This window comes from endosymbiont of Acanthamoeba sp. UWC8, assembly GCF_000730245.1.
Classification (GTDB): domain Bacteria; phylum Pseudomonadota; class Alphaproteobacteria; order Rickettsiales; family Midichloriaceae; genus Jidaibacter.
The window spans coordinates 26149-46034 of record NZ_CP004403.1 but is presented as its reverse complement, the minus strand read 5'-3'; the positions used below and the strand labels follow the sequence as shown (position 1 = coordinate 46034).

General features: G+C 34.1%; 19 protein-coding genes and 1 other RNA gene. 10 read left to right on the top strand and 10 right to left on the bottom strand.

All coding sequences use genetic code 11. The features are described from left to right. Nucleotides 1–49 precede the first annotated feature (49 nt). The 5 genes from hemC to I862_RS07705 form a co-directional block, all read right to left on the bottom strand. A complete protein-coding gene (hemC, locus tag I862_RS00195) occupies nucleotides 50–949 on the bottom strand; it encodes a hydroxymethylbilane synthase (RefSeq protein ID WP_038537559.1) in 900 nt (299 codons plus the stop codon). A gap of 7 nt (nucleotides 950–956) precedes the next feature. Then, the gene (locus tag I862_RS00190) at nucleotides 957–2621 is read right to left on the bottom strand and encodes a ribonuclease J (RefSeq protein WP_095666392.1); all 1665 of its coding nucleotides are present in this window, start codon (nucleotides 2619–2621) and stop codon (nucleotides 957–959) included. Next, entirely contained in the window at nucleotides 2621–3661 is a 1041-nt protein-coding gene (locus tag I862_RS00185) for a rod shape-determining protein (protein WP_038537555.1), read from the bottom strand. The genes I862_RS00190 and I862_RS00185 overlap by 1 nt, the downstream gene beginning before the upstream one ends. An 89-nt stretch (nucleotides 3662–3750) precedes the next feature. Next, a complete protein-coding gene (locus I862_RS00180) occupies nucleotides 3751–4077 on the bottom strand; it encodes a hypothetical protein (protein ID WP_052646252.1) in 327 nt (108 codons plus the stop codon). Nucleotides 4078–4138: 61 nt separating this feature from the next. Continuing rightward, nucleotides 4139–4525, bottom strand: coding sequence for a hypothetical protein (locus I862_RS07705; RefSeq protein ID WP_052646251.1), 387 nt, complete (start codon nucleotides 4523–4525; stop codon nucleotides 4139–4141). A gap of 4 nt (nucleotides 4526–4529) precedes the next feature. Here I862_RS07705 and I862_RS00175 point away from each other — a divergent pair, with 4 nt between their 5' ends. Then, nucleotides 4530–5249 (top strand): ComF family protein, encoded by a 720-nt coding sequence (locus I862_RS00175; protein WP_052646250.1) that lies wholly within the window; start codon nucleotides 4530–4532, stop codon nucleotides 5247–5249. 36 nt (nucleotides 5250–5285) lie between these two features. Here the strand turns inward: I862_RS00175 and recF are convergent, their stop codons facing one another. The 3 genes from recF to ffs all read right to left on the bottom strand — a co-directional run bounded on the left by recF (nucleotide 5286) and on the right by ffs (nucleotide 7723). Beyond that, nucleotides 5286–6383, bottom strand: a complete 1098-nt coding sequence (gene recF / locus I862_RS00170) for a DNA replication/repair protein RecF (protein WP_038537553.1) — start codon at nucleotides 6381–6383, stop codon at nucleotides 5286–5288. Nucleotides 6384–6386: 3 nt separating this feature from the next. After that, nucleotides 6387–7514 carry a DNA polymerase III subunit beta gene (gene dnaN / locus I862_RS00165; RefSeq protein WP_038537551.1) on the bottom strand — a complete coding sequence of 376 codons (1128 nt, stop codon included), beginning with the start codon at nucleotides 7512–7514 and terminating at the stop codon, nucleotides 6387–6389. Between the two features lie 114 nt (nucleotides 7515–7628). Beyond that, nucleotides 7629–7723: signal recognition particle sRNA small type (gene ffs, locus I862_RS08035), an RNA gene on the bottom strand. Between the two features lie 151 nt (nucleotides 7724–7874). On the opposite strand from ffs, the gene I862_RS00160 reads away from it, so the two are divergent. The 8 genes from I862_RS00160 to I862_RS08325 all read left to right on the top strand — a co-directional run bounded on the left by I862_RS00160 (nucleotide 7875) and on the right by I862_RS08325 (nucleotide 16438). Then, a complete protein-coding gene (locus I862_RS00160) occupies nucleotides 7875–8567 on the top strand; it encodes a DUF6962 family protein (protein WP_411572133.1) in 693 nt (230 codons plus the stop codon). 59 nt (nucleotides 8568–8626) lie between these two features. Then, nucleotides 8627–9916, top strand: coding sequence for a sigma-54-dependent transcriptional regulator (locus tag I862_RS00155; protein WP_038537546.1), 1290 nt, complete (start codon nucleotides 8627–8629; stop codon nucleotides 9914–9916). Beyond that, nucleotides 9916–10815, top strand: a complete 900-nt coding sequence (locus I862_RS00150) for an AAA family ATPase (RefSeq protein WP_038537543.1) — start codon at nucleotides 9916–9918, stop codon at nucleotides 10813–10815. The genes I862_RS00155 and I862_RS00150 overlap by 1 nt, the downstream gene beginning before the upstream one ends. Nucleotides 10816–11254: 439 nt before the next feature. After that, nucleotides 11255–11416 (top strand): hypothetical protein, encoded by a 162-nt coding sequence (locus I862_RS08330; RefSeq protein WP_158499229.1) that lies wholly within the window; start codon nucleotides 11255–11257, stop codon nucleotides 11414–11416. A 302-nt stretch (nucleotides 11417–11718) separates the two neighbouring features. Beyond that, a complete protein-coding gene (locus I862_RS00145; RefSeq protein WP_038537540.1) occupies nucleotides 11719–14466 on the top strand; it encodes a sodium:solute symporter family transporter in 2748 nt (915 codons plus the stop codon). 114 nt (nucleotides 14467–14580) lie between these two features. Beyond that, on the top strand, nucleotides 14581–15351 hold the full coding sequence (locus tag I862_RS08470; RefSeq protein WP_052646249.1) for a hypothetical protein: 771 nt from the start codon (nucleotides 14581–14583) through the stop codon (nucleotides 15349–15351). Nucleotides 15352–15528: 177 nt separating this feature from the next. Continuing rightward, on the top strand, nucleotides 15529–16284 hold the full coding sequence (locus I862_RS00135; protein ID WP_038537537.1) for an ATP synthase subunit B family protein: 756 nt from the start codon (nucleotides 15529–15531) through the stop codon (nucleotides 16282–16284). A gap of 16 nt (nucleotides 16285–16300) precedes the next feature. Next, the gene (locus tag I862_RS08325) at nucleotides 16301–16438 is read left to right on the top strand and encodes a hypothetical protein (protein ID WP_158499228.1); all 138 of its coding nucleotides are present in this window, start codon (nucleotides 16301–16303) and stop codon (nucleotides 16436–16438) included. A gap of 415 nt (nucleotides 16439–16853) precedes the next feature. Here I862_RS08325 and I862_RS08210 read toward each other — a convergent pair whose 3' ends face one another. Both I862_RS08210 and I862_RS08205 read right to left on the bottom strand, forming a co-directional pair. Then, nucleotides 16854–17435, bottom strand: a complete 582-nt coding sequence (locus I862_RS08210) for a DapH/DapD/GlmU-related protein (RefSeq protein WP_084173741.1) — start codon at nucleotides 17433–17435, stop codon at nucleotides 16854–16856. After that, complete coding sequence (locus I862_RS08205; protein ID WP_084173740.1) at nucleotides 17428–18180, bottom strand: sugar phosphate nucleotidyltransferase; 753 nt, start codon at nucleotides 18178–18180, stop codon at nucleotides 17428–17430. The genes I862_RS08210 and I862_RS08205 overlap by 8 nt, the downstream gene beginning before the upstream one ends. Nucleotides 18181–18308: 128 nt before the next feature. Here I862_RS08205 and secD point away from each other — a divergent pair, with 128 nt between their 5' ends. Next, nucleotides 18309–19886 (top strand): protein translocase subunit SecD, encoded by a 1578-nt coding sequence (secD, locus tag I862_RS00125; protein WP_038537535.1) that lies wholly within the window; start codon nucleotides 18309–18311, stop codon nucleotides 19884–19886.

The following is a 19886-nucleotide window of genomic DNA, read 5'->3' as shown; positions in this document are numbered from 1 at the left end:
CCTTTTTTGTAGCTAATAAATTAATACTAATTAATAAATATATTTAGTATTAATTTAAAATACCAGAATTATTCTTAATTTCATCGGCAGCAGCTTTACCAAGCTCTAAGGCCTGCTCTTTGCCACCCGTTTGTGAAGAGGAATATAATATTGTGCCGTCGCTTTCAGCGAGCTGTGCTGCTAGGTTTAGTTGCTCACCCGCTAAAGTAGCATAGGCAGAGATAGGCGTAGTACAATCTCCGGAGAGGTGGTATAAGAATGATCTTTCAGCTGTAATACAAGTCATGGTCTCCGTATGATTCACTTTTGCGATTACTTCAGCCATTTTTTCATCAGTTACTCTTCTTTCAATTCCGATTGCGCCTTGCGCAATTGCAGGTAACATTTCCTTACAATCAAAAATATATTTTGCAACCTTTTCCAGTCCTAACCTCTTTAAGCCTGCATAAGCGAGGATGGTTGCATCAACCTCACCTTTTGCCAACTTATCAAGCCTGGTGATTACGTTTCCTCTAAAGTTTTTAACTATCAAATCAGGCCTTTTACTCAAAATTGCCGCTTTTCTTCTAGAAGAAGAGGTGCCGACCACGGCTCCAAACGGAAGCTGCTCCAAGGAATTATATTTATCGGAAATAAAAGCATCCCTTACATCTTCTCTTTCCAGCACACTATCAATTATTAATGATTCGGGCAAAACCGCAGGTACATCCTTCATGGAATGAACGGCAAGATCAATTTTTGAAGCTATCAAACTTTCCTCAATTTCTTTTAGAAATAGCCCCTTACCACCGATTAGTGCTAAATTTTTATTATACAACATATCCCCTGTAGTTTTAATCCTTATGATTTCAAACTCTGCTTCAGGGTAGTGTTTTTTAATTTCATTTATAACTATATTTGTTTGGGCAAGAGCAAGCTGACTTCCTCTTGTACCCACCCTAATCTTCATGTGCTTCCTAAATTTGCTCAATTTGAACTATTATTTCAGGATATTTGCCGGCTTCTGCCCTCACTATCCTTTTTGCCGTAGAAACTATGTATTTTTCAATTTCAATTCTATGACGGAATTTACCTTTACTCACATGATTGAAAATTTCTTCTTTAATCGCATCAATAACCTCACTGTCATCCTTCTCGTCAAGCACTCCAGGAGCTACCACTAGGGGCAAACTGAAAGGCTTTCTTTTACTGTTGATTAAGAGGGTAATAATCACTAAGCCTTCATCGCGCATTTTTCTTCTGGCTTTTATCAGTTTAGAATCCGGCAGCAAAATATAGTTACCGTCGATTGCTAAACTACCGCTGATTACGGTCCCTATTTTATTAGCCCCGCTTTCTTCAATACTGATCACATCTCCGTTTTCAACTTCTACAGCTTGTTTAGCGCCGTGCTCAAGTGCAAATTTCGTATGCTCATGTAAATGAACGGCTTCACCGTGCATAGGTATGGCAATTTGCGGTCTAAGCAATTCATACATCCTTGCAACATCATCTCTTGCAGGGTGCCCTGATACATGGACAAAATGGTCTTTTTCCGTTAAGACTTCCATTCTTAGTTTGCAGAATTGATTAAATAATTTAAAGATTTTCTTTTCATTACCCGGGATGATTTTTGAAGCAAAAATTATTGCATCACCTTTTTGTGCTTTTATGCTCGGGTGTATATGGTTTGCAATCTTATTGGTAGCCGCCAGCGGCTCACCTTGGCAACCTGTACAGATAACAAGCATTTCTTCACGCTTTAAGTGTTTAGCTTCTCTATCGGTTAAGAAAGGATGCAAATCTTCTAAATATCCGGACTGTTTAGCAGCCTCATATACTCTCCAGAGCGATCTACCGATTAAAACGACTCTTCTGTTCGCAGACTCGGCAGCTTTTGCAATAGAGTGAATTCTTGCAATATTAGATGCAAAAGTCGTAACAATAACCAAGTTATTTTTAAATCCGCAAATGATATCCTGAAGGCTCTTTTGAAGCTCCCCCTCTGAAATTGAGCTGCCTTGGTTAAATATATTGGTTGAATCGCATACAAGGGCAAGAATACCTTCATCACCGAATTTCTTTAATGCTTCCTCATTGGTTGCATTACCGATAATAGGGTCAATATCAAGTTTCCAATCTCCGGTATGAAATATATTACCCTTATCAGTCCTAAGCATAAGCCCGTGCATTTCAGGAATAGAGTGAGTAATATTAAAAAATTCTATATCAAAAGGACCAACGGAAAATTTACTGTTTTCCGGCACTTCCGTAATATCTACCTCGTTTTCCAATCCTACATCCGCTAATTTTGCTTTAAGCACCGCAGAAGTAAATTTAGTGGTATAAACCGGGCATTCCAGTTCCGGCCATAAATATTGCACGGCACCTATATGATCTTCATGCGCATGAGTAAGCACAAGCCCGGCAATATCCTGTTTATTCTTAATTAAAAAATTAATGTTAGGTACGATAATCTCTACACCCGGTAAAGACTCATCGGCGAATCCGATGCCTAAGTCGACCACGAGCCATTTACCTTTATGATAGTAAAGGTAACAATTCATGCCAATTTCTCCTGCTCCGCCAAGTGCGGCAAAAAGCAGGTCTTCATTATTATATTTTATATTCATTAGACCAATTAATCTTGTTTAAAAAGAACATGTTTTAATTCCTCAAAGTTTTCCAGAACTTTTCCGGTACCCATAGCTACGCAATTCAGCGGCTCTTCAGCAGCGAATACAGGAAGGCCGGTTGCTTCTCTAATTACTTTATCAAGCCCTCTAAGTAAAGCTCCTCCTCCGGTTAGAGCTATTCCTCTATCAACTATATCGGAGGACAACTCAGGCGGAGCGGATTCCAGTACCAGCTTGACAGCTTCAATAATTTGCTTGACCGGCTCTTCTAAGCTATCGGAAATTTGTGCTTCGGAAAGCACGATTTCCTTAGGTATACCGTTTATTAAGTCCCTACCCTTAATCTCCATAGTCCTAGGCTCACCCTCAGGCCTGCAAGCTGCACCGATTTCTTTCTTAATTTTCTCTGCGGTAGATTCACCGATTAATAAATTATGATATCTTCTGATATATGAAATGATCGATTCATCCAAAGAATCTCCTCCGACCCTAACCGACTTGGCATAAACCACTCCGCCTAAAGAAATTACCGCAACCTCCGTGGTACCGCCTCCAATATCAACTATCATGGAACCGGTCGGCTCGGTAACCGGCAAATTAGCTCCTATTGCAGCTGCCATCGGCTCTTCAATTAAAAATACATCTCTAGCTCCGGCACTTTCTACAGCATCTTGAATAGCTCTGCGTTCAACAGCAGTTGAACCGGACGGCACACATACTATTACCAAAGGACGTGCAAAGAAACTACGTTTATTATGAACCGCATTTATGAAATATTTAATCATTTCCTCGGCACCTTTGAAATCAGCGATTACGCCATCTTTAAGCGGCCTGAATGCATTAATTTCAGCCGGCGTTTTTCCTAACATCATCTTAGCTTGACTACCGAATGCATAAGGAATACTACTCCCTCTGTCATTAAGCAACGCAACCACTGATGGCTCATTAAGAACAATACCTTTTTTCGGTACATAAACTAAAGTATTAGCAGTACCGAGATCAATAGCCATATCAGAGGAAAAAAGACCTAAAAGTTTTGAAAGCATGATTAAATTACATTGATGATTTAAATTATGTTGTAAGAGATTTTTAGTATAAAATTACTTATTATGCAATGAGTTTAACAAGGTATTTATTAAGCTTTAAAACCCGTTATCGTTACAACTTCAAATGTTGCTTCAAGATTGTGGTCTTTTTTATATATTTCTTCAGCTTCAAAAAAGTAGTTTTTGGGCAATATGATTTTACTTCTGGCGCTCAAGCAATTGCTCTGCCCCATTCCTTTTATATCTCTAAGCAAGTTGAATATAGATGAATATCTGCCGATTATATTAAATGAATCCGAGATAGCTTGTGTAAAACCTGCTCTTTGCAATAATGCAGCTCCGTCTTTAATGTCTATAAAAGGTATAATATGCGGTCTACTTCCGCCGTAAAACTTACTATCGGTTTTTATCAGCACATCTTTTAATTCTTTTAGAGTATCTCCGCCGAAGAGAGTAGCAATAAATACTCCTCCTTTTTTAATATTTTTTATATTGAATTAATGCTCCGGGTAAATCATTCACAAAGGAAAGAGAGAGGTTAGAAATGATGAGATCATAACTATCTTCAATGCAAGTATTATATTCTTCATCAAATACAATGCACTCATCCTGATTATGAGTTTGAGTGAACTCATAAACGGGGAACCCTCTTTTAACATCAATTTTTTTATCTAGAACCGACCGGTCAAACAAACCATAGATTAAAGCATTATTAAACCCTTTTGAAAACTCACTAATTCTTTCGACCACATTTTCGGATACTTCGTTAACCAGAAAATCATGTTTTTTAAAATTTTTTATACATCTTTTTAAATTTAGTTTATAAAATTCTCTATCAAATATAGTATAGCCGGATACTTGCATTTTTATGCTCAAAAAATTGAAAAGTATAATTACTTGGATTGTTTTCTCACCAAGATGTTTATTATGTAAAACGGAAACTTTTGAAGATAATAGCTTATGCGCAGTGTGTTGGTCAAAGCTTTCTTTTATTGTTGAAAATATATGTGACAGGTGCGGTATACCTTATTTTGAAAGTAGCTCCTGTTCTTGTAAAAAGTTTAAAACTTATTACTCAAAAATTAGGGCTGCTTTGGTTTATGATCAGCATTCAGACCATTTAATCTATGATTTTAAATATAACGATAATTTACAGGCCAAATTTACCATCTCCAAATTAATGCTTATAGCCGGGGAAGAACTGATAAGAAATTCAGATATACTTATGCCGGTGCCTTTACATAAAATACGCCTAAGGAAGCGAAAATTTAATCAGTCTTTAGTGCTTGCTAAAGAACTTGCCAAAAATACGAAATTAAAATTAATTCCCGACTTAGTTAAGAGAATTAAAGATACGCCTTCACAAAGCGGTCTTAATCAAAAGTTAAGGCGAGCAAATATGAAAAGCGCTTTTGTATTCAATGAGAATTATAGAAAGGCTATAAAAGATAAGGTAATAATAATTATCGATGATGTAATTACCACAGGCAGTACAATAAATGAGTGCGCCAAAGTGTTAAAACAAAATGGTGCACGTGAGGTTCATGCGCTTAGCTTTGCAAGGACTGTTAAACATTCGGATCTCTAAAATTATGCGGGTATATACAGCTCAAAAACTCTAAGACTAAATTAATACTACATTTTTTTTATAATTAATTTCTTCAATTATGTGCTCATTAGCGGTGGTGATCCAAGCTTGAACTTCAAGTGCATTCAATTCTTCAATTAGGTTTCGTCTGAAATTTATATCAAGATGGGAAAACACTTCATCAAGCAATAAAATCACCGAAGTGGAGCTAATTTGCTTTATAGATTTGATTTGAGCTAATATGATTGAAATTAACATAGCTTTTTGCTCGCCCGTAGAACACTGGTCTGCCTTAATGTGCTTTATGGGATGGAAGGCTTCTATATCGCTTTTATGAATACCGAAATTTGTTCTGCCGCTCAAAGCATCAATTCTTCTGTTAGATTTCAGCTTTTCCTGGATTTGTTCAACTTCATTATTTTTTATATCTATAAGAAAATTATCAATACTGCCGACCAGGTTAATAGCGGGCTTAAGAAAATTACTCGAATTTAAATTAAGCGACTCCTTAATCATATTAAGACAATTAGTTCTATTTTTATAAATTTGAAAATTTAATGTAGCGATTTGCTTTTCAAGTGCTGCTACCCAAATTTCATCAAATTTAGGTTGTTGAATAATCTTTAACCTAGATCTGACCAGTTTTTCATAATTAACTATATGAGAAGCATGCAACGGAAAGAAGTTATAAGTCACCCTATCTAAAAACTTCCTTCTTACTCCCGGTGATTCTAAAAATATTCTATCAGTCTGAGGAGTTATCCAAATTACTTTAAGATAACTAAGCAACTCTGAAGATTTATATGATAGCTCATCATTTACTTTTATAATTCTTCGGGAAATATTGTGATAAGCATCCAGCTTACAACCGGTTGTAATCCGGATATCATCATAACCGCACTCAAGCTCAGCACTCACCGCCCATTCATTAAGCCGGTTATCATTCTTATTAAAAACATCCTCTGAGCTGGCATTTCTAAAGCCTTTACCCGGTGCAAAGAATGATATAGCTTCCAATACATTGGTTTTTCCTACACCATTCTGTCCGCAAATAACTACAAAGTTGCTGTCCAGGCTTAAATTTAAGCTTATGTGGTTACGAAAACCGGTTAAACTAAGCCCAATCAGCGCCAAAGATTAAACCTGCATAGGCATTAATATATAGAGGCTTTTATCATCAGCGCTATCTAATGCAATTACCGCCCCGCTACTATTGGAAAGCATGAATCTAACTGTGTCACCCTCCATGGTATTTAAAGAATCTAAAACATATTTTGAATTAAAACCGATCGAAATTGGTTCAAGATTATAATTAGCCGCAAGCATTTGTGTTCCGCTTGCATTACCGTTCATTTCGCTGCTTGCCGAAAGCACTACCTTTGACGGCTCGATATCAAGCTTAACTGCTCTTGTTTTATCGCTTGAGACTGAGATAACAAGCTCAATGGATTTAATCAAATCTTTACAGGAAATTTCCAGCTGCTTATCATTATTAGTCGGGATAACTCGAGTATAATCCGGGAACTTACCGTCAATCAGCTTAGTAATTAATTTCGAATTACCAATCTCAAATATTGCTTTATTGACCGACAAGCCGATATTTATATCATCATTAAAATCTTCTACTAGCTTTATTAATTCATTTACGGTTTTTTTAGGAATAATGATACCGGGTATATTTTTCGCTCCTTCAGGAAGCGCTACCTCCGCTCTTGCTAATCGATGGCCGTCGGTTGAAACTGCCCTTAATAATCCAGCGCCCTCGGATTCAATACTATGAAGATAAATTCCGTTTAAATAATATCTTGTTTCCTCATTGGAAATAGCATGGCGTGTCTTAGTTAATAAGAGCTTTAAGGCACTGGAGCTAATTTTAAAATTATGGGTAGTATCACCAAGTTCAAAATTAGGAAATTCTTCCGCCGGCAAACAAGGTAAAGTGAATTTACTGGAAGCAAACTTAACTAAAATCTGATTGATATTATCTGCCGATGCTTCGAAAGTTATATCTGCATCCTCAGGGATTTTTTTAACAATTTCATATAATGTAAGCACCGGAATAGTAGTTGAATAAGGTTGGTCAACCTCAGCTTCAACTAAATCAGTTATTGAAATATCCATATCCGTAGTAGTGAAGGCAAGGCGGTTATCCTTAGCTTCAATCTTAACATTCGCGAGCATTGCAATAGCATTACGCTTTTCTACTATTGATTGAACATGATTAAGAGCTTTCTGTAAATTACTCTTCTTTATAACAATTTTCATACGGAGAACCTAAATATCTGCTTTTGAAAGCATAATAATCAATATTCTACAACTTTCAATATCAATTAAGTAAGATAGCAAAATAGAACTTTTTTATAAGAGAATAAAATTTGAGGTGGAAGCTAGCTAAGACCCAGTTTAACTTGCTATGGCTGCTTCTTTTCAGACCTGACCAAATTTACAAACTTTGCTGCCCTCAACTAACTTCCTTTATAATTATAATCCCGTTCAAATTAAAAAGGCAAGATATTATTTAAAATCTTACATGACACCTTCTATTAAAAAATAATGTAATTATGTAATTGCCCTGTTGAAAAAAAGAAAAAATTCTGCTAATAAGGAAATGTATTTTTAGTATTTATGATGTATATAGATATAATTTTGATTTTAAGTGTATTGGTTATCCAATGCATATATTATAGTATCGATTTTTATAAAATTGAAACAACAAACCGGGTTTTAAAAAATTTAATCATTTCTTTTTTAGTACTTATAAGTATCTCAACCTCACTTGGTTTAGTAAACGAAGGAGTGCTAATTAACAGCAAAAATTATTTATTAAGAATGACGCTGAATTATATGAATTTAGTTTGTCTAGGGGTAGCGGTCGCCATTACTTGGAATATGTGTGCGGCAATGTTTAATTCAAAATTATTCACCTATATTATGTTTATTTTTTCTATTGTAACCTTAGTACTTTATTTTATAGCCGTAGTTGAAGTAAGTAGTGAATTTGTAATAGCAATCCTTTATTACAGCATGGCTGCTTTTAATATGCTTGTTATATTTTTAGTTTGCTTTGCTAATAATTTATCAAAAAATATTATACCCGGAATTTTAGGAATTTTTTTATTAGTACTTGCCAGTTGTTTGGAGCAAGCAGGTTTTTCAATAAGATTTCTAGGGTTAAGTAGTACTGCTGTGCTGCATATTTTAATATGCATAGCATTTTATATGATATTTAGTACATTAAAATACATCTTAATTACTAATGGAAACACTCGGATTAGCAATGCTGCTTCTAAACACTCTAAAGTTGTTTATAATATTTGAAAGATCTGAATTATTTATATAGTATCTTTATATAATCTTAATATTAGAGCCGGTAAGCAATGAGACTAATTGTAATTGGTGGAATGAGTGAACAGATAGTTACTGCAAGTAAAATTGCGGCTAAACGTGGCGCAAAAATCTTTCATGTTTCCGATATTAAAGCTGCTCTGGCGGCATTGCGCTCCGGTAAGGGAGCGGACTTACTATTGGTTGAGGTTTCACAAGATATAAAATCTTTAACCCAAAGCCTTAAAGAAGAAAGAATAAGTATACCGGTGGTTGCCTGCGGAATTGAAGCTGACAAAGAAAAAGCTATATATGCTATTAAGTCCGGCGCTAAGGAATATATATCTCTCCCCCCGGATGAAGAAATTATTTCCGCACTTTTGGAATTGATTACGACAAGTGATAAACCTTCAAAAATGATTGCAAAATCAAAAGAGTTCCAAGAAACTATCAGAATAGCAGACCAAATTGCTCCCAGTGAGGCAAGCGTTCTAATAACAGGCGAATCGGGAGTAGGTAAAGAAGTTATAGCTAAATATATTCACAATAGAAGTAAACGTAGCAAAAGAGATTTAATATCGCTTAACTGCGCAGCTATCCCTGATAATTTACTGGAATCGGAACTTTTTGGGCATGAGAAGGGTGCATTTACTGGCGCTGTTGACCGCAGAATCGGTAAATTTGAAGAGGCACAAGGCGGGACAATACTACTGGATGAAATAAGTGAAATGGAGTTAAGGCTTCAAGCAAAATTACTTAGAGCAATACAGGAAAGAGAAATATATAGAGTCGGCGGAAGTGCCCCGGTAAAATTAGATATTAGAATCTTAGCTACTTCAAACAGAAACTTAGCTGAGGAGGTGAAAGCCGGAAGATTTAGGGAAGATTTATTTTACAGACTTAACGTTATTCATTTAAAACTCCCTTCTTTAAAAGAAAGAAAAGATGATATTTTAGACCTTGCGGAAGTGTTCCTTAATAAGTTTTCTGCCTTAAATTCTATCCCATATAAGCAACTGTCAAATGAGGCAACTGAAAAATTATTATCTTATAATTGGCCGGGTAATGTAAGAGAATTAGAAAATACTATTCACCGGGCATTGCTTCTTTCTTTAGACGAAAAAATTTCTCCTAATGACATAATATTAACTCTTACGGATTACAATAATTCCATAGTAAATAATGATAATATTGAAATAAAAACATTGGCTGCGGCTGAAAAAGAAACTATAGAAAATGCCTGGAAAAAATTTCAAGGAAATTACGATAAAACAGCTAATGTTCTCGGCATAACTATAAAGGTGCTGAAGAAAAAGCTGGATCAATATAGGGATGCAAGTTAATGGAACAAATTAAAGTAGATTCTAAAAGTTTATTTGATTTTGATTTCGGTGAACTAAATAAATTCAGCAGGAAATCAGATTTAGTCCCAGAAACGGATGATTGCTATGTGTTTGATGAAAACACAACCAGAGCTATACTTATGGGCTTTGAGCATAACCTTAAAGTTTTTATAAACGGTTACCACGGCAGCGGGAAATCAAGCCATGTTGAACAAGTTGCAGCAAGGCTGAATTGGCCATGTATTAGAATTAATCTTGACGGCCACATTACCAGAACCGAGCTGATCGGCCGTGATACCATAACCCTAAGTGAAGGAAAACAAATCACTTCATTTCAGGAAGGTATAATCCCTCTTGCACTAAAACAGCCTATCGCACTTATCATTGATGAATATGACGCAGGAAGACCGGATGTTATGTTTGTAATCCAACAACTTTTAGAGACGAACGGGAAGCTTACTTTACTTGAGCAAAATAGCGTAATAAAGCCTCATAAGCATTTTAGAATCTTTGCAACTGCAAACACTATCGGCCTAGGCGACCCGACCGGCCTTTATCACGGAACAAACCCGATAAATCAGGCGCAGCTGGATCGCTGGAATATTATTACCAACCTTGATTTTATGCCCCCTGATAAAGAGCTTGAAGTATTAGCCTTAAAACTCCCCGATATCCCTAAAGATACACTTAAAAGCATGGTGACTCTCGCTCAGCTTATAAGACAAGGTTTTATAAACGGCGATATCACTATTTTAATGTCTACAAGAAATATATTAAACTGGGCACAAAACTATTCTATTTTGAAAGATATAAAACTTTCTTTTGATTATTCATTTCTTAATAAATGCGATATCTTAGAAAAACATATTTATGAAGAGTTTTTTAATAAATGCTTTTAAATATTTTTTAAGGTTTTTGTTTTGTTTTAAAGATAATGTTATTTACTATAATACTGCTTAAAAGATCTTAAGGTTATATTTAAACTTTACAATATTTCGTCAATATTTGACCATAGCATCCAAGTAAATTCCTTCTTACTTTACATTGTCTAAGCTAAAACAACATATTTATTACAATATTAAAATTTTATCCATTGGTTCGAAACTTTATAAGGTTATATATTACTTATTTTTCGATTTTTTAACTCTTATGCTACCATGGTAATAAGGTAGGCGATATATTAGATATTTCAAAACTTTAATCTTTTATAGCTATTTAAAGTAACGTAGCAAATAGTAATTATATATTATCTAATTCTTAATAAAATATGTATTGTCAAATTAATGATCATTCTTTAGTTTAATTAAAAGTTAAATAAATAACTTTGAGGCTATTAAAATGTCTATTTTCAAAAAAGCTTTTATCTTAAGTGCTGTAGCATTTGTTGTTTGTGCATTTTCTCATTCGAAACCTACTAAAAAAACTTTTGTAGCTAAAAACGCTATTGAAGCGGTTTTGGGGAAAAATATATTCTTATCTCAGGGTAATAAGACCAAATAAAAATTTTTCCATATTTCTCTACAGGTATTTTTTTCTTTTAAGCCTCGCCCTAATTATATAAAAATTTTGCAAATATAATCTTGTATAACCATTGCATCCCTTTACTTGTAGTCTTAGTCCCAAATATTCCCTCATTAAAATAATGAACGAAGTTGCGTTTTTATAAAAACAATCTAAATTACTTCTCCTCTTATATTATATATATTATTCGTTATTTTAATAATGCTTAAATTGTATTTAAGATATTTGAAGATTATTTATAAATGTTATATAATATTTTTTAAATATTATAAATACTCCGCATGATTAAATTAACTTATATTGATTTATCAATTGTTATAGCTTTTTTAAGTATATGTTTAATAATCGGCCTATATAAAACAACTAAAATCAAGACTTTTAAAGATTTTGCGTTAGGATATAAAAATATATCAGTAACAGTCTTAGTCTGTATTATATTTGCATCTTCAATAGGGGCAGGAAGTACTATTGGGGTAATTGGTAAAATCTATGAGTTTGGAGCTATTTACGTAGTTGGGCAATTGCTTGTTCCACTAAGTTGGATTATTATAACTAAGATTATTACTTGTAATTTTGAACAGTTTAAAGAATGTATAACACTTACTGAAATAATTTATAAGCTTTATGGGGCTCCAGGCAGATGGGTAGTAGCTTTATCATCCATGATAATAAGCTTAGGATCTATTGCAGCTCAAGCCCTAGCCTTAGGTCTTGTATTTAACTATTTTTTAGGTATTGAAACAGGGTATGGAATATTAATTGGATATGGGGTCATCACAATATATTCAGCTTTAGGCGGTATTAAAGCTGTAATACATACTGAGATTTTTAAATTTGCCATCTTCTTTTTTATTATTCCAATATCATATATAGTTATTTTTTCTAAAGCAGGGGGGCTTGAAAACTTTATTTCTTATCTTCCTGAATCTCATTTAAAAATAAAATTATCGAATGAAAATGTAAGTTTATTAACTAGCTTTACATTATATTTTTTATTACCTGGGGTAGATCCTGCTTTTATTCAAAGATGCTTGATTGCCAAAGACACTAAACAACTTAAGCAAGCATTAAAGATGATTACTTTAATATCTCTGCCTTTTTCAGCTGCACTTTGTCTTATTGCTTATAAAATGAAAGCTGTTTTTCCAAATATACAACCTGACGAAACATTATTAAAGTTTATATCGCTTTTGCCTCTTGGACTCAAAGGCATAATGGTTTCAGGGCTCATGGCAATTATTATGTCTGTGGCTGAAGCTCAAATAAATGCAACCAGTATAATTTTAATTAACGATGTTTTGAAAGTATTAAGACCAAATATGAATAATGCTTTGCAGCTTATTGCTCTCAAAGCTACAACAATTGTACTTGCTATCTCCTCTCTAGCTCTTATCAAATTAAGTAGTAATATTTTAGCTTTAATATGGTTAGTAGCAAACTTTTGGGAGCCTTTAATTTCAATTCCTACAATCGCAGGATTTTTAGGTTTTAGAACTAATAGCAACTCATTTATAGCAAGTGTAATTAGTGCTATTATTTTTACTTTAATCGGTAGAGTTATTGCAGGGGAATTTGCTATAATAAGTATTACTTTAGGTGACATAGGAAGTGCACTAGGCTTATTCTGCATGCACTATTACCAAGTTTCCAAAGGACATATACAAGTACAATCCACTCCTAAAGTGGCCAGAGAATCCTTACTAAATAGGATTACAAATGCTATTTTTGACCCGATAAGAAATGCATATAAGTTTTTAATCTCCAGTATTAAGTTGCTTGCAGAGAATCCCGGGCAACATAAAATAGAAATTAGAAAATTTTGTACCTTTACTCTTTCTTATTACTTCTTATATAGCCTGGATGTCACCTCAAGCCCGGGGCATGTTACATTTGCTTACCTTATAACCATCGGCTACTTTTTCTGTATGGTTTTGTTATTTAGAGAGTTTATAGTCAGCAAAAGATTTTTAGAAAAATATTTGCATTATTATTGGTATTTCCTGATCACTTTCTGTTTACCATTCGTTTCAAGTTATATGCTATTTATTGGGTTTAATGACCCGTTCTGGGTGGTAAACGGTATATTATCCGCTTTTTCTTTATACTTATTTGTTGATGCGAGGAGGTTTTTATTACTTTATTCGATCGGTACGCTTGGCGGGTTTATTTTATTCAAGCAAAGTGGATTTAGTCTAGAGGGATTCCAGGAAATCACTACCACAGGCCGCATAGCCTATATTTATTTATTTTTCTTATTCGCCACCTTGTTCTTTCTTAGAAAACGTGAGAAGGAGCAGGAAGAAAGAGTAGAAACAATGCATATGTTCGGCGGAGCTATGGCACACGAGGTAAAAAGCCCGCTTGCGACACTTAATATGTGTGCAGTGACCATAAATAATTTATTTCAGGGTGCCTTTGCCAATAAACAAGTGAAAGGGGATCTTTGTACTTTCACTCTAAATACGGAAGATGCTAATACTTTAGCAGAATTTACTCAAATGCTTACTAAAGTTAGCTCCCAGGGTATCAGTACAGTTGATGGGCTTCTTGCTTCGCTTAAAAGCACGATAATTGCCGATGATAAGAAGAATATCAGTATAGAAGAATGCGTTACCGCAAGCATATTAGAATATAAGCTACTTAACCCCGAGAAAGACGGTGTCGTTATTAACATTGTAGAAAACTTTTTATTTTACGGCTCACTGCATTATATTAAACGCTTGCTGTCTAATTTGCTGAATAATGCATATAAATATGGTGGCAGGAATGTAGAAATAGAGATTAGAGCAGAGAGTAATAAGCTATATTTTAGAGATAATGGTAAAGGCATATCGGAAGAGGACATACCTTATATATTTGATAAATTCTATTCAAAAAGCAAAAGCGGTACCGGTATCGGTCTTGCATTTTGTAAAATGATAATGCACGATATGGGCGGATATATTGAATGCAAGTCACGCCTAGGCAAGTATACCGAATTTATCCTAACTTTCCCGGCACTCAAGAAGAGAAAGAAGAAAAAAGCTTAGTATAACAGTTAAATCAGTTAGAAAGAACATATAATTTTTACTTAAGTTAAATAACATCCTATTATTAACATTGTAAGCAAGCTATACTTCCAAAAAAATATAATTATTTAAAAAATGAATAATATCCCTATTTTACCGGCTAAAAAAGATATTTGGTTAATCTATGATTATAAATGCCCCTTAAGCGAAATGTATTGCAAGGAGATTAAGATTAAAAAGGATATAGGTAATTTAACTTTTATAAATGCACGTAAGCCAAGTACTCTTATGAATGAGATTACCTCAAAAGGCTTGGATATTGATAATGGCATGGCGTTAAAAGTAGATGACTCAATTTATTATGGTAGAGAGGCTATCCATATCCTAACTCTGCTTAGCACTCCGATTGGCCTCTTCAGCAAGATAAATCATCTTATTTTTCGATCTAAAATTTTATCAATAATAATATACCCAGTATATCGCAGTATAAAGAATTTGATACTTTTTAAAATAAAGGGTGAATTGAAAATAAATAATTTGAACAAAACCAATCAATTCGGAGACACATTATCAGCTTTCTTAATAGCTCCTTGGCCGTTAGCACTAATATATTCTCTTTTATTATTACCAATTAAAGGCGGGTATGCTTTCTTGGCATTATTAATAGTTTTAACTTGCTCGTATTTCTGCTTACTTGTATTCGGCTTACCTTTATATTTATGTTATAAAAAATATCAATTATTAAAATTTAGATATGTTTTACCAACAGCACTTAGTATAGGGTTAATCTTAGGCTCTTTGGTTCAAAATAATCCGGGTTATTATTCAACATTGTTTATCGGGATAAATTCAATGATTGTAGGGGGCAGCTTGTTACTCAGCTTAAGGAGACTTAATAAGCATTAAATATTAAATTTAATATAAAAATATTTGATAAATAAATTCCAATTTCATATAACTATTTTAACATATATCAGCTTCTTTAATATTTTTATATATTTTAAAAGTTGTTTAATAACTTCTTCATGTTTATCCGTGCATGAATAATTAAAAAGTTAATATTGATTAATAGTGAGATAAAATATGAAAAAGATCCCTGCAAGAGAAAAATTAGAAAACATTAAGCAAGAAATAACAGAAGTGAATGAAAAATTGCAAGCAGCCGAAAATGAAAAAAAGAATTTAATAAATGATAAAGAAAAATGGGAGAAAATAAAACTTGAAGCACAAGCTGCTAAAGATAAAGCTATTAATGATATATACGAATGGATAAGCGAGTTAAATCAAGCAGAAAATGATAACACTTACTTTCAAAAGGCAAACGATCCTTTAGGAATGCATAAAAATCTATTTTCAGGTAAAAATTTGCCCGATCAGCCTTGTATTATTAATAATATAGTAATTAATAACCCCATAATTAATAATATTGTTACACAGCAAAATATTAACCTAAGAAGTACGCCGGGTTGGAAATTTCACTATCAATCCACGGAGGAACGGGATGCTAAGTTGACAGCAAATGAATTTATTAATATTGTTAAAATGCAGGCAATGAAAATAAAGATTGCAGATGATGAGATAAATAAGTTAATTGAAAAAGAAGGTACTATAGACTTTTCTTCAATAAGTGAAAACTTAAAAAATTTGCAGGCTGAACAGAGGATACTAGTAGTAGAAACGGCAGTAGATGATGAAGAAGAAGTGATAAAATTGATATTTCAATCCGATGAAACCATTGATAATAAAGAGACAGAAAATTTTGAGGATAGTTCAAAGACTTCTATAAGTACCAAAACAACTTACACCGAAACATTTTCTGATTATACATATAGCATGTAATTATAATTGATACCCGATGAAATATCTGATTAAAAATAAGAAGATAGTGCGTGAAGCAGAGAACCCGGTCATTGAGAATATATGTTGTTTAAGTTTTTCAAAACAATATAATACTCAGGATTTATCGGCTCTTCTAAATGCCGTAATAAATTAATAGAAGATTAAAATAAATGCATGTCAGGCGGGCAGAGCGCCCCCTACCGGGGCGCAAAGGCATACATTTATGAATTCTTCGAATTCACACACATAATAAACTTTTATTCTCAATTTGAGTGAAAATGACTATATTTATAGTAGATTAAGTTGAATATACTATATATAGAGAGCGTAGTTAAACTATAAAAAAACAAACTAAGTTTACGTATAAATGACTATGTCATTTATACGAGCACGCGCCATAAATGGCGGCTAGGCGCGTACTTCTTACTAGTCTTGTTATCTGATTTTCAGTTATAGGCTATGCAGCATATTAAATTTAACTTATTATATATAGTTATATAGAAGAGGATGAAGAACTGTTTAAATTTAAAGTTTATTCCGTTGTGCTCAGCTAAAACCTTTCTCATCAACTAATCTACTCTTTCTTTCTTCCTTCCCCTGCCCTTTAAATTAACTTGTCTGGCTCTGGCGATTGCCAGATCATTAGGTTCAACATCTTGAGTAATTGTGCTCCCTGCTCCGATCAAGGCATTATCCCCGATATTCACCGGAGAAATGATAGCACTATTAGAGCCGATAAACACATCCTCCCCTATTTTGGAAAAATGCTTATTTTTACCGTCATAATTACAGAAAATTGTCCCTGCCCCAATGTTACAATTTTTCCCGACTTCAGTATCTCCGATATAAGATAGATGAGAAGCTTTGCTTCCTTCCGCAAGCCTGGCATTCTTTAACTCAACAAAATTACCTATCTTGTTATCACCGCTTAGAACATTATTCGGCCTTAATCTGGCAAAAGGACCTATTTTGCAATTAGCTCCTATCTTTGATTGCTCAATATGAGAAAATGAGAAAACTTCCGTATCTTTTTCAACAACTACCCCGGAGCCAAAAAAAACATAAGGGTAAATTTTGCTTCCACCGGCAATTATGGTATCAGCAGAAAAATGCACGGTATGAGGAGCAATTAGAATCACCCCTTCACTCATCTATTTTTTTTCTCATCCTATTTTGAAAAATTTCTTCAAGCCGGGCAAGTTGTGCCAGGTCATTTACTCCTAAGGCTTCCTCCTCATCACCCAAAATATAACTACAAGAGTATGCGTTATCATTTGCAATTCTTATTAAATCTGTAAGGTAATATTCTTTTGAAGCATTATTATTTTCAACTTCCCTAATAAGCTTTTTACCTTCAGAAGTTTTAATCAGCATTATACCTGAGTTACAGAGATTAATTTTCTTAATGTTGGCAGTTGCATCTTTTTCTTCTATTATATCTAATAAGTTCTGATCCTGATCAGTTATAAGCCTACCATAGCCTGTAGGGTTTTGCGCATAAAACCCAAAAGCAGTAATAACCGCGTTACTGTTTTTTGCCCGCTCGATCATTTGGTTTAAGGTTTGGTAGGTAACTAGTGGAGTATCCCCATATAACACTAATATATATTCCGATCCGATATTTTCAAGCTCGGCACACTGTAATGCATGCGCCGTTCCCAGCTGTTCTTCCTGTATATAGGAAGCAAAATTATATTTATTTTCAAGTGACTTAAATTCCGCATGCTCTTTTAAAGTTCCGCTCGCGACCACCCTAATATCGATTGATATCTGCCGACTTAAATTAATAATATGCTCAATAAGCGGCATATTGCCTACACTATGCATTACCTTAGGTAATGCTGTTTTCATTCGCTTACCTTTTCCTGCAGCAAGTATTATAGTCGTGATATTCATAAGTAAAAACGTATTTTTTTTACAACTTAGAAAAAAAAAAGCAATCCTTCAAGGAAATACTTACTTGATAAAAATACTTATTACTATTAAAAGCTTTAAAAACAACGCTTGATAATAAGTAAAAAAATATGCTGACAATACCTAAGTGGAAAGTTTACACCATTATATTCACCTGTCTTATTAGTATCTATCTATCAATTCCTACCCTTTTTCCGCAAATAGCAGATTCAAGCTTAAAGTCTGCTTTTCCAGCTAATAAAGTTAATCTAGGCTTAGATTTAAGAGGGGGCGCTTCATTATTACTTGAGGTTGACAGTAAACATTATTTCAGTGAGCAGCTAGAAAGTAGTGTAGAGCAGATAAAAACCAAGCTGAGAATGGAAAAAATTGGCTTTGAGAAATTTAATATTACCGAGGATTATATTACTATTCATTTATCCTCTGCTGATTCAATATATGACGCTAAAACAATAATTTATAATATTTTCGGCAACACCGCACAAATTGAAGCAAATAAAAATGTTCTTATTTTATCCTTAGAGCAAATTATTAAAAGCGGTCTTAAAAATAATTTAATGGCGCAGACACAAGAGATTATAAGAAGAAGAATTGATGAAACCGGCACCAAGGAAGTAGATCTGCAAATGCAAGGTGATAATCAGATTCTTCTCCAAGTTCCCGGTTTAGAGAATCCGGAACAAATTAAAAGACTACTCGGGCAAACAGCTAAACTTTCCTTCCATTTAGTAGATGACAGCGTAAGGCTTTCAGATGCTGCAAACGGTAAAGTGCCCTACGGCTCAAAATTATTACCTCTTGATACAAAAGAAAGAGGTAATTTCGGCAGAAACGTTTTAGTGGTAAAAAGTAGAGCAGCATTAAGCGGTGATATGCTTACCGATGCTCAAACTACGGTAAATAACGGCTCAGCTGTGGTACACTTTAAACTTACCAGTGTGGGTAGTAAAATTTTTGCAGATTTGACTTCTAAAAATACAGGGAAACTTCTTGCTATTGTTTTAGACGGCAAAATTATCAGCGCGCCCGGAATCAGAGAGCCGATCTTAGGAGGAAGCGGAACAATTTCCGGTAACTTCAGCATCCAATCAGCTAATGAACTTGCACTACTGCTTAGAGCGGGAGCTTTACCTGCACCGATAAATATTGTCGAAGAAAGAACAGTAGGCCCAAGCTTGGGAGCTGATTCCATTGAAGCAGGCATAAAAGCTGTAGTTGCAGGAGTCATCCTTGTTATGTTGCTTATGTTTGTTTTCTATGGGTTATTCGGTATGGTTGCCAATTTTGCGCTCCTGTTTAACTTACTTATGACCATTGCTGCATTATCATTATTCAATGCTACTCTCACCCTTCCCGGCATTGCAGGAATGGTATTAACCTTAGGAATGGCAGTTGATGCTAATGTATTAATTTTCGAAAGAGTAAAAGAAGAAGTTAAAAAAAGAAAAAATCCTCTTTCTGCACTTGAGAGTGGTTATAGCTTAGCATTCAGTACTATTTTAGATTCAAACTTAACCACAATTTTAGCTGCAATTATACTTTATATATTCGGCACAGGCCCGGTTAAGGGGTTTGCAGTTACACTTACAATTGGTATACTTTGCTCTATGTTTACGGCAGTTTCACTTACAAAGCTTATAATTGCCAAATGGTATAGAACTAAAAAACCTAAACTACTAATGTTGTAA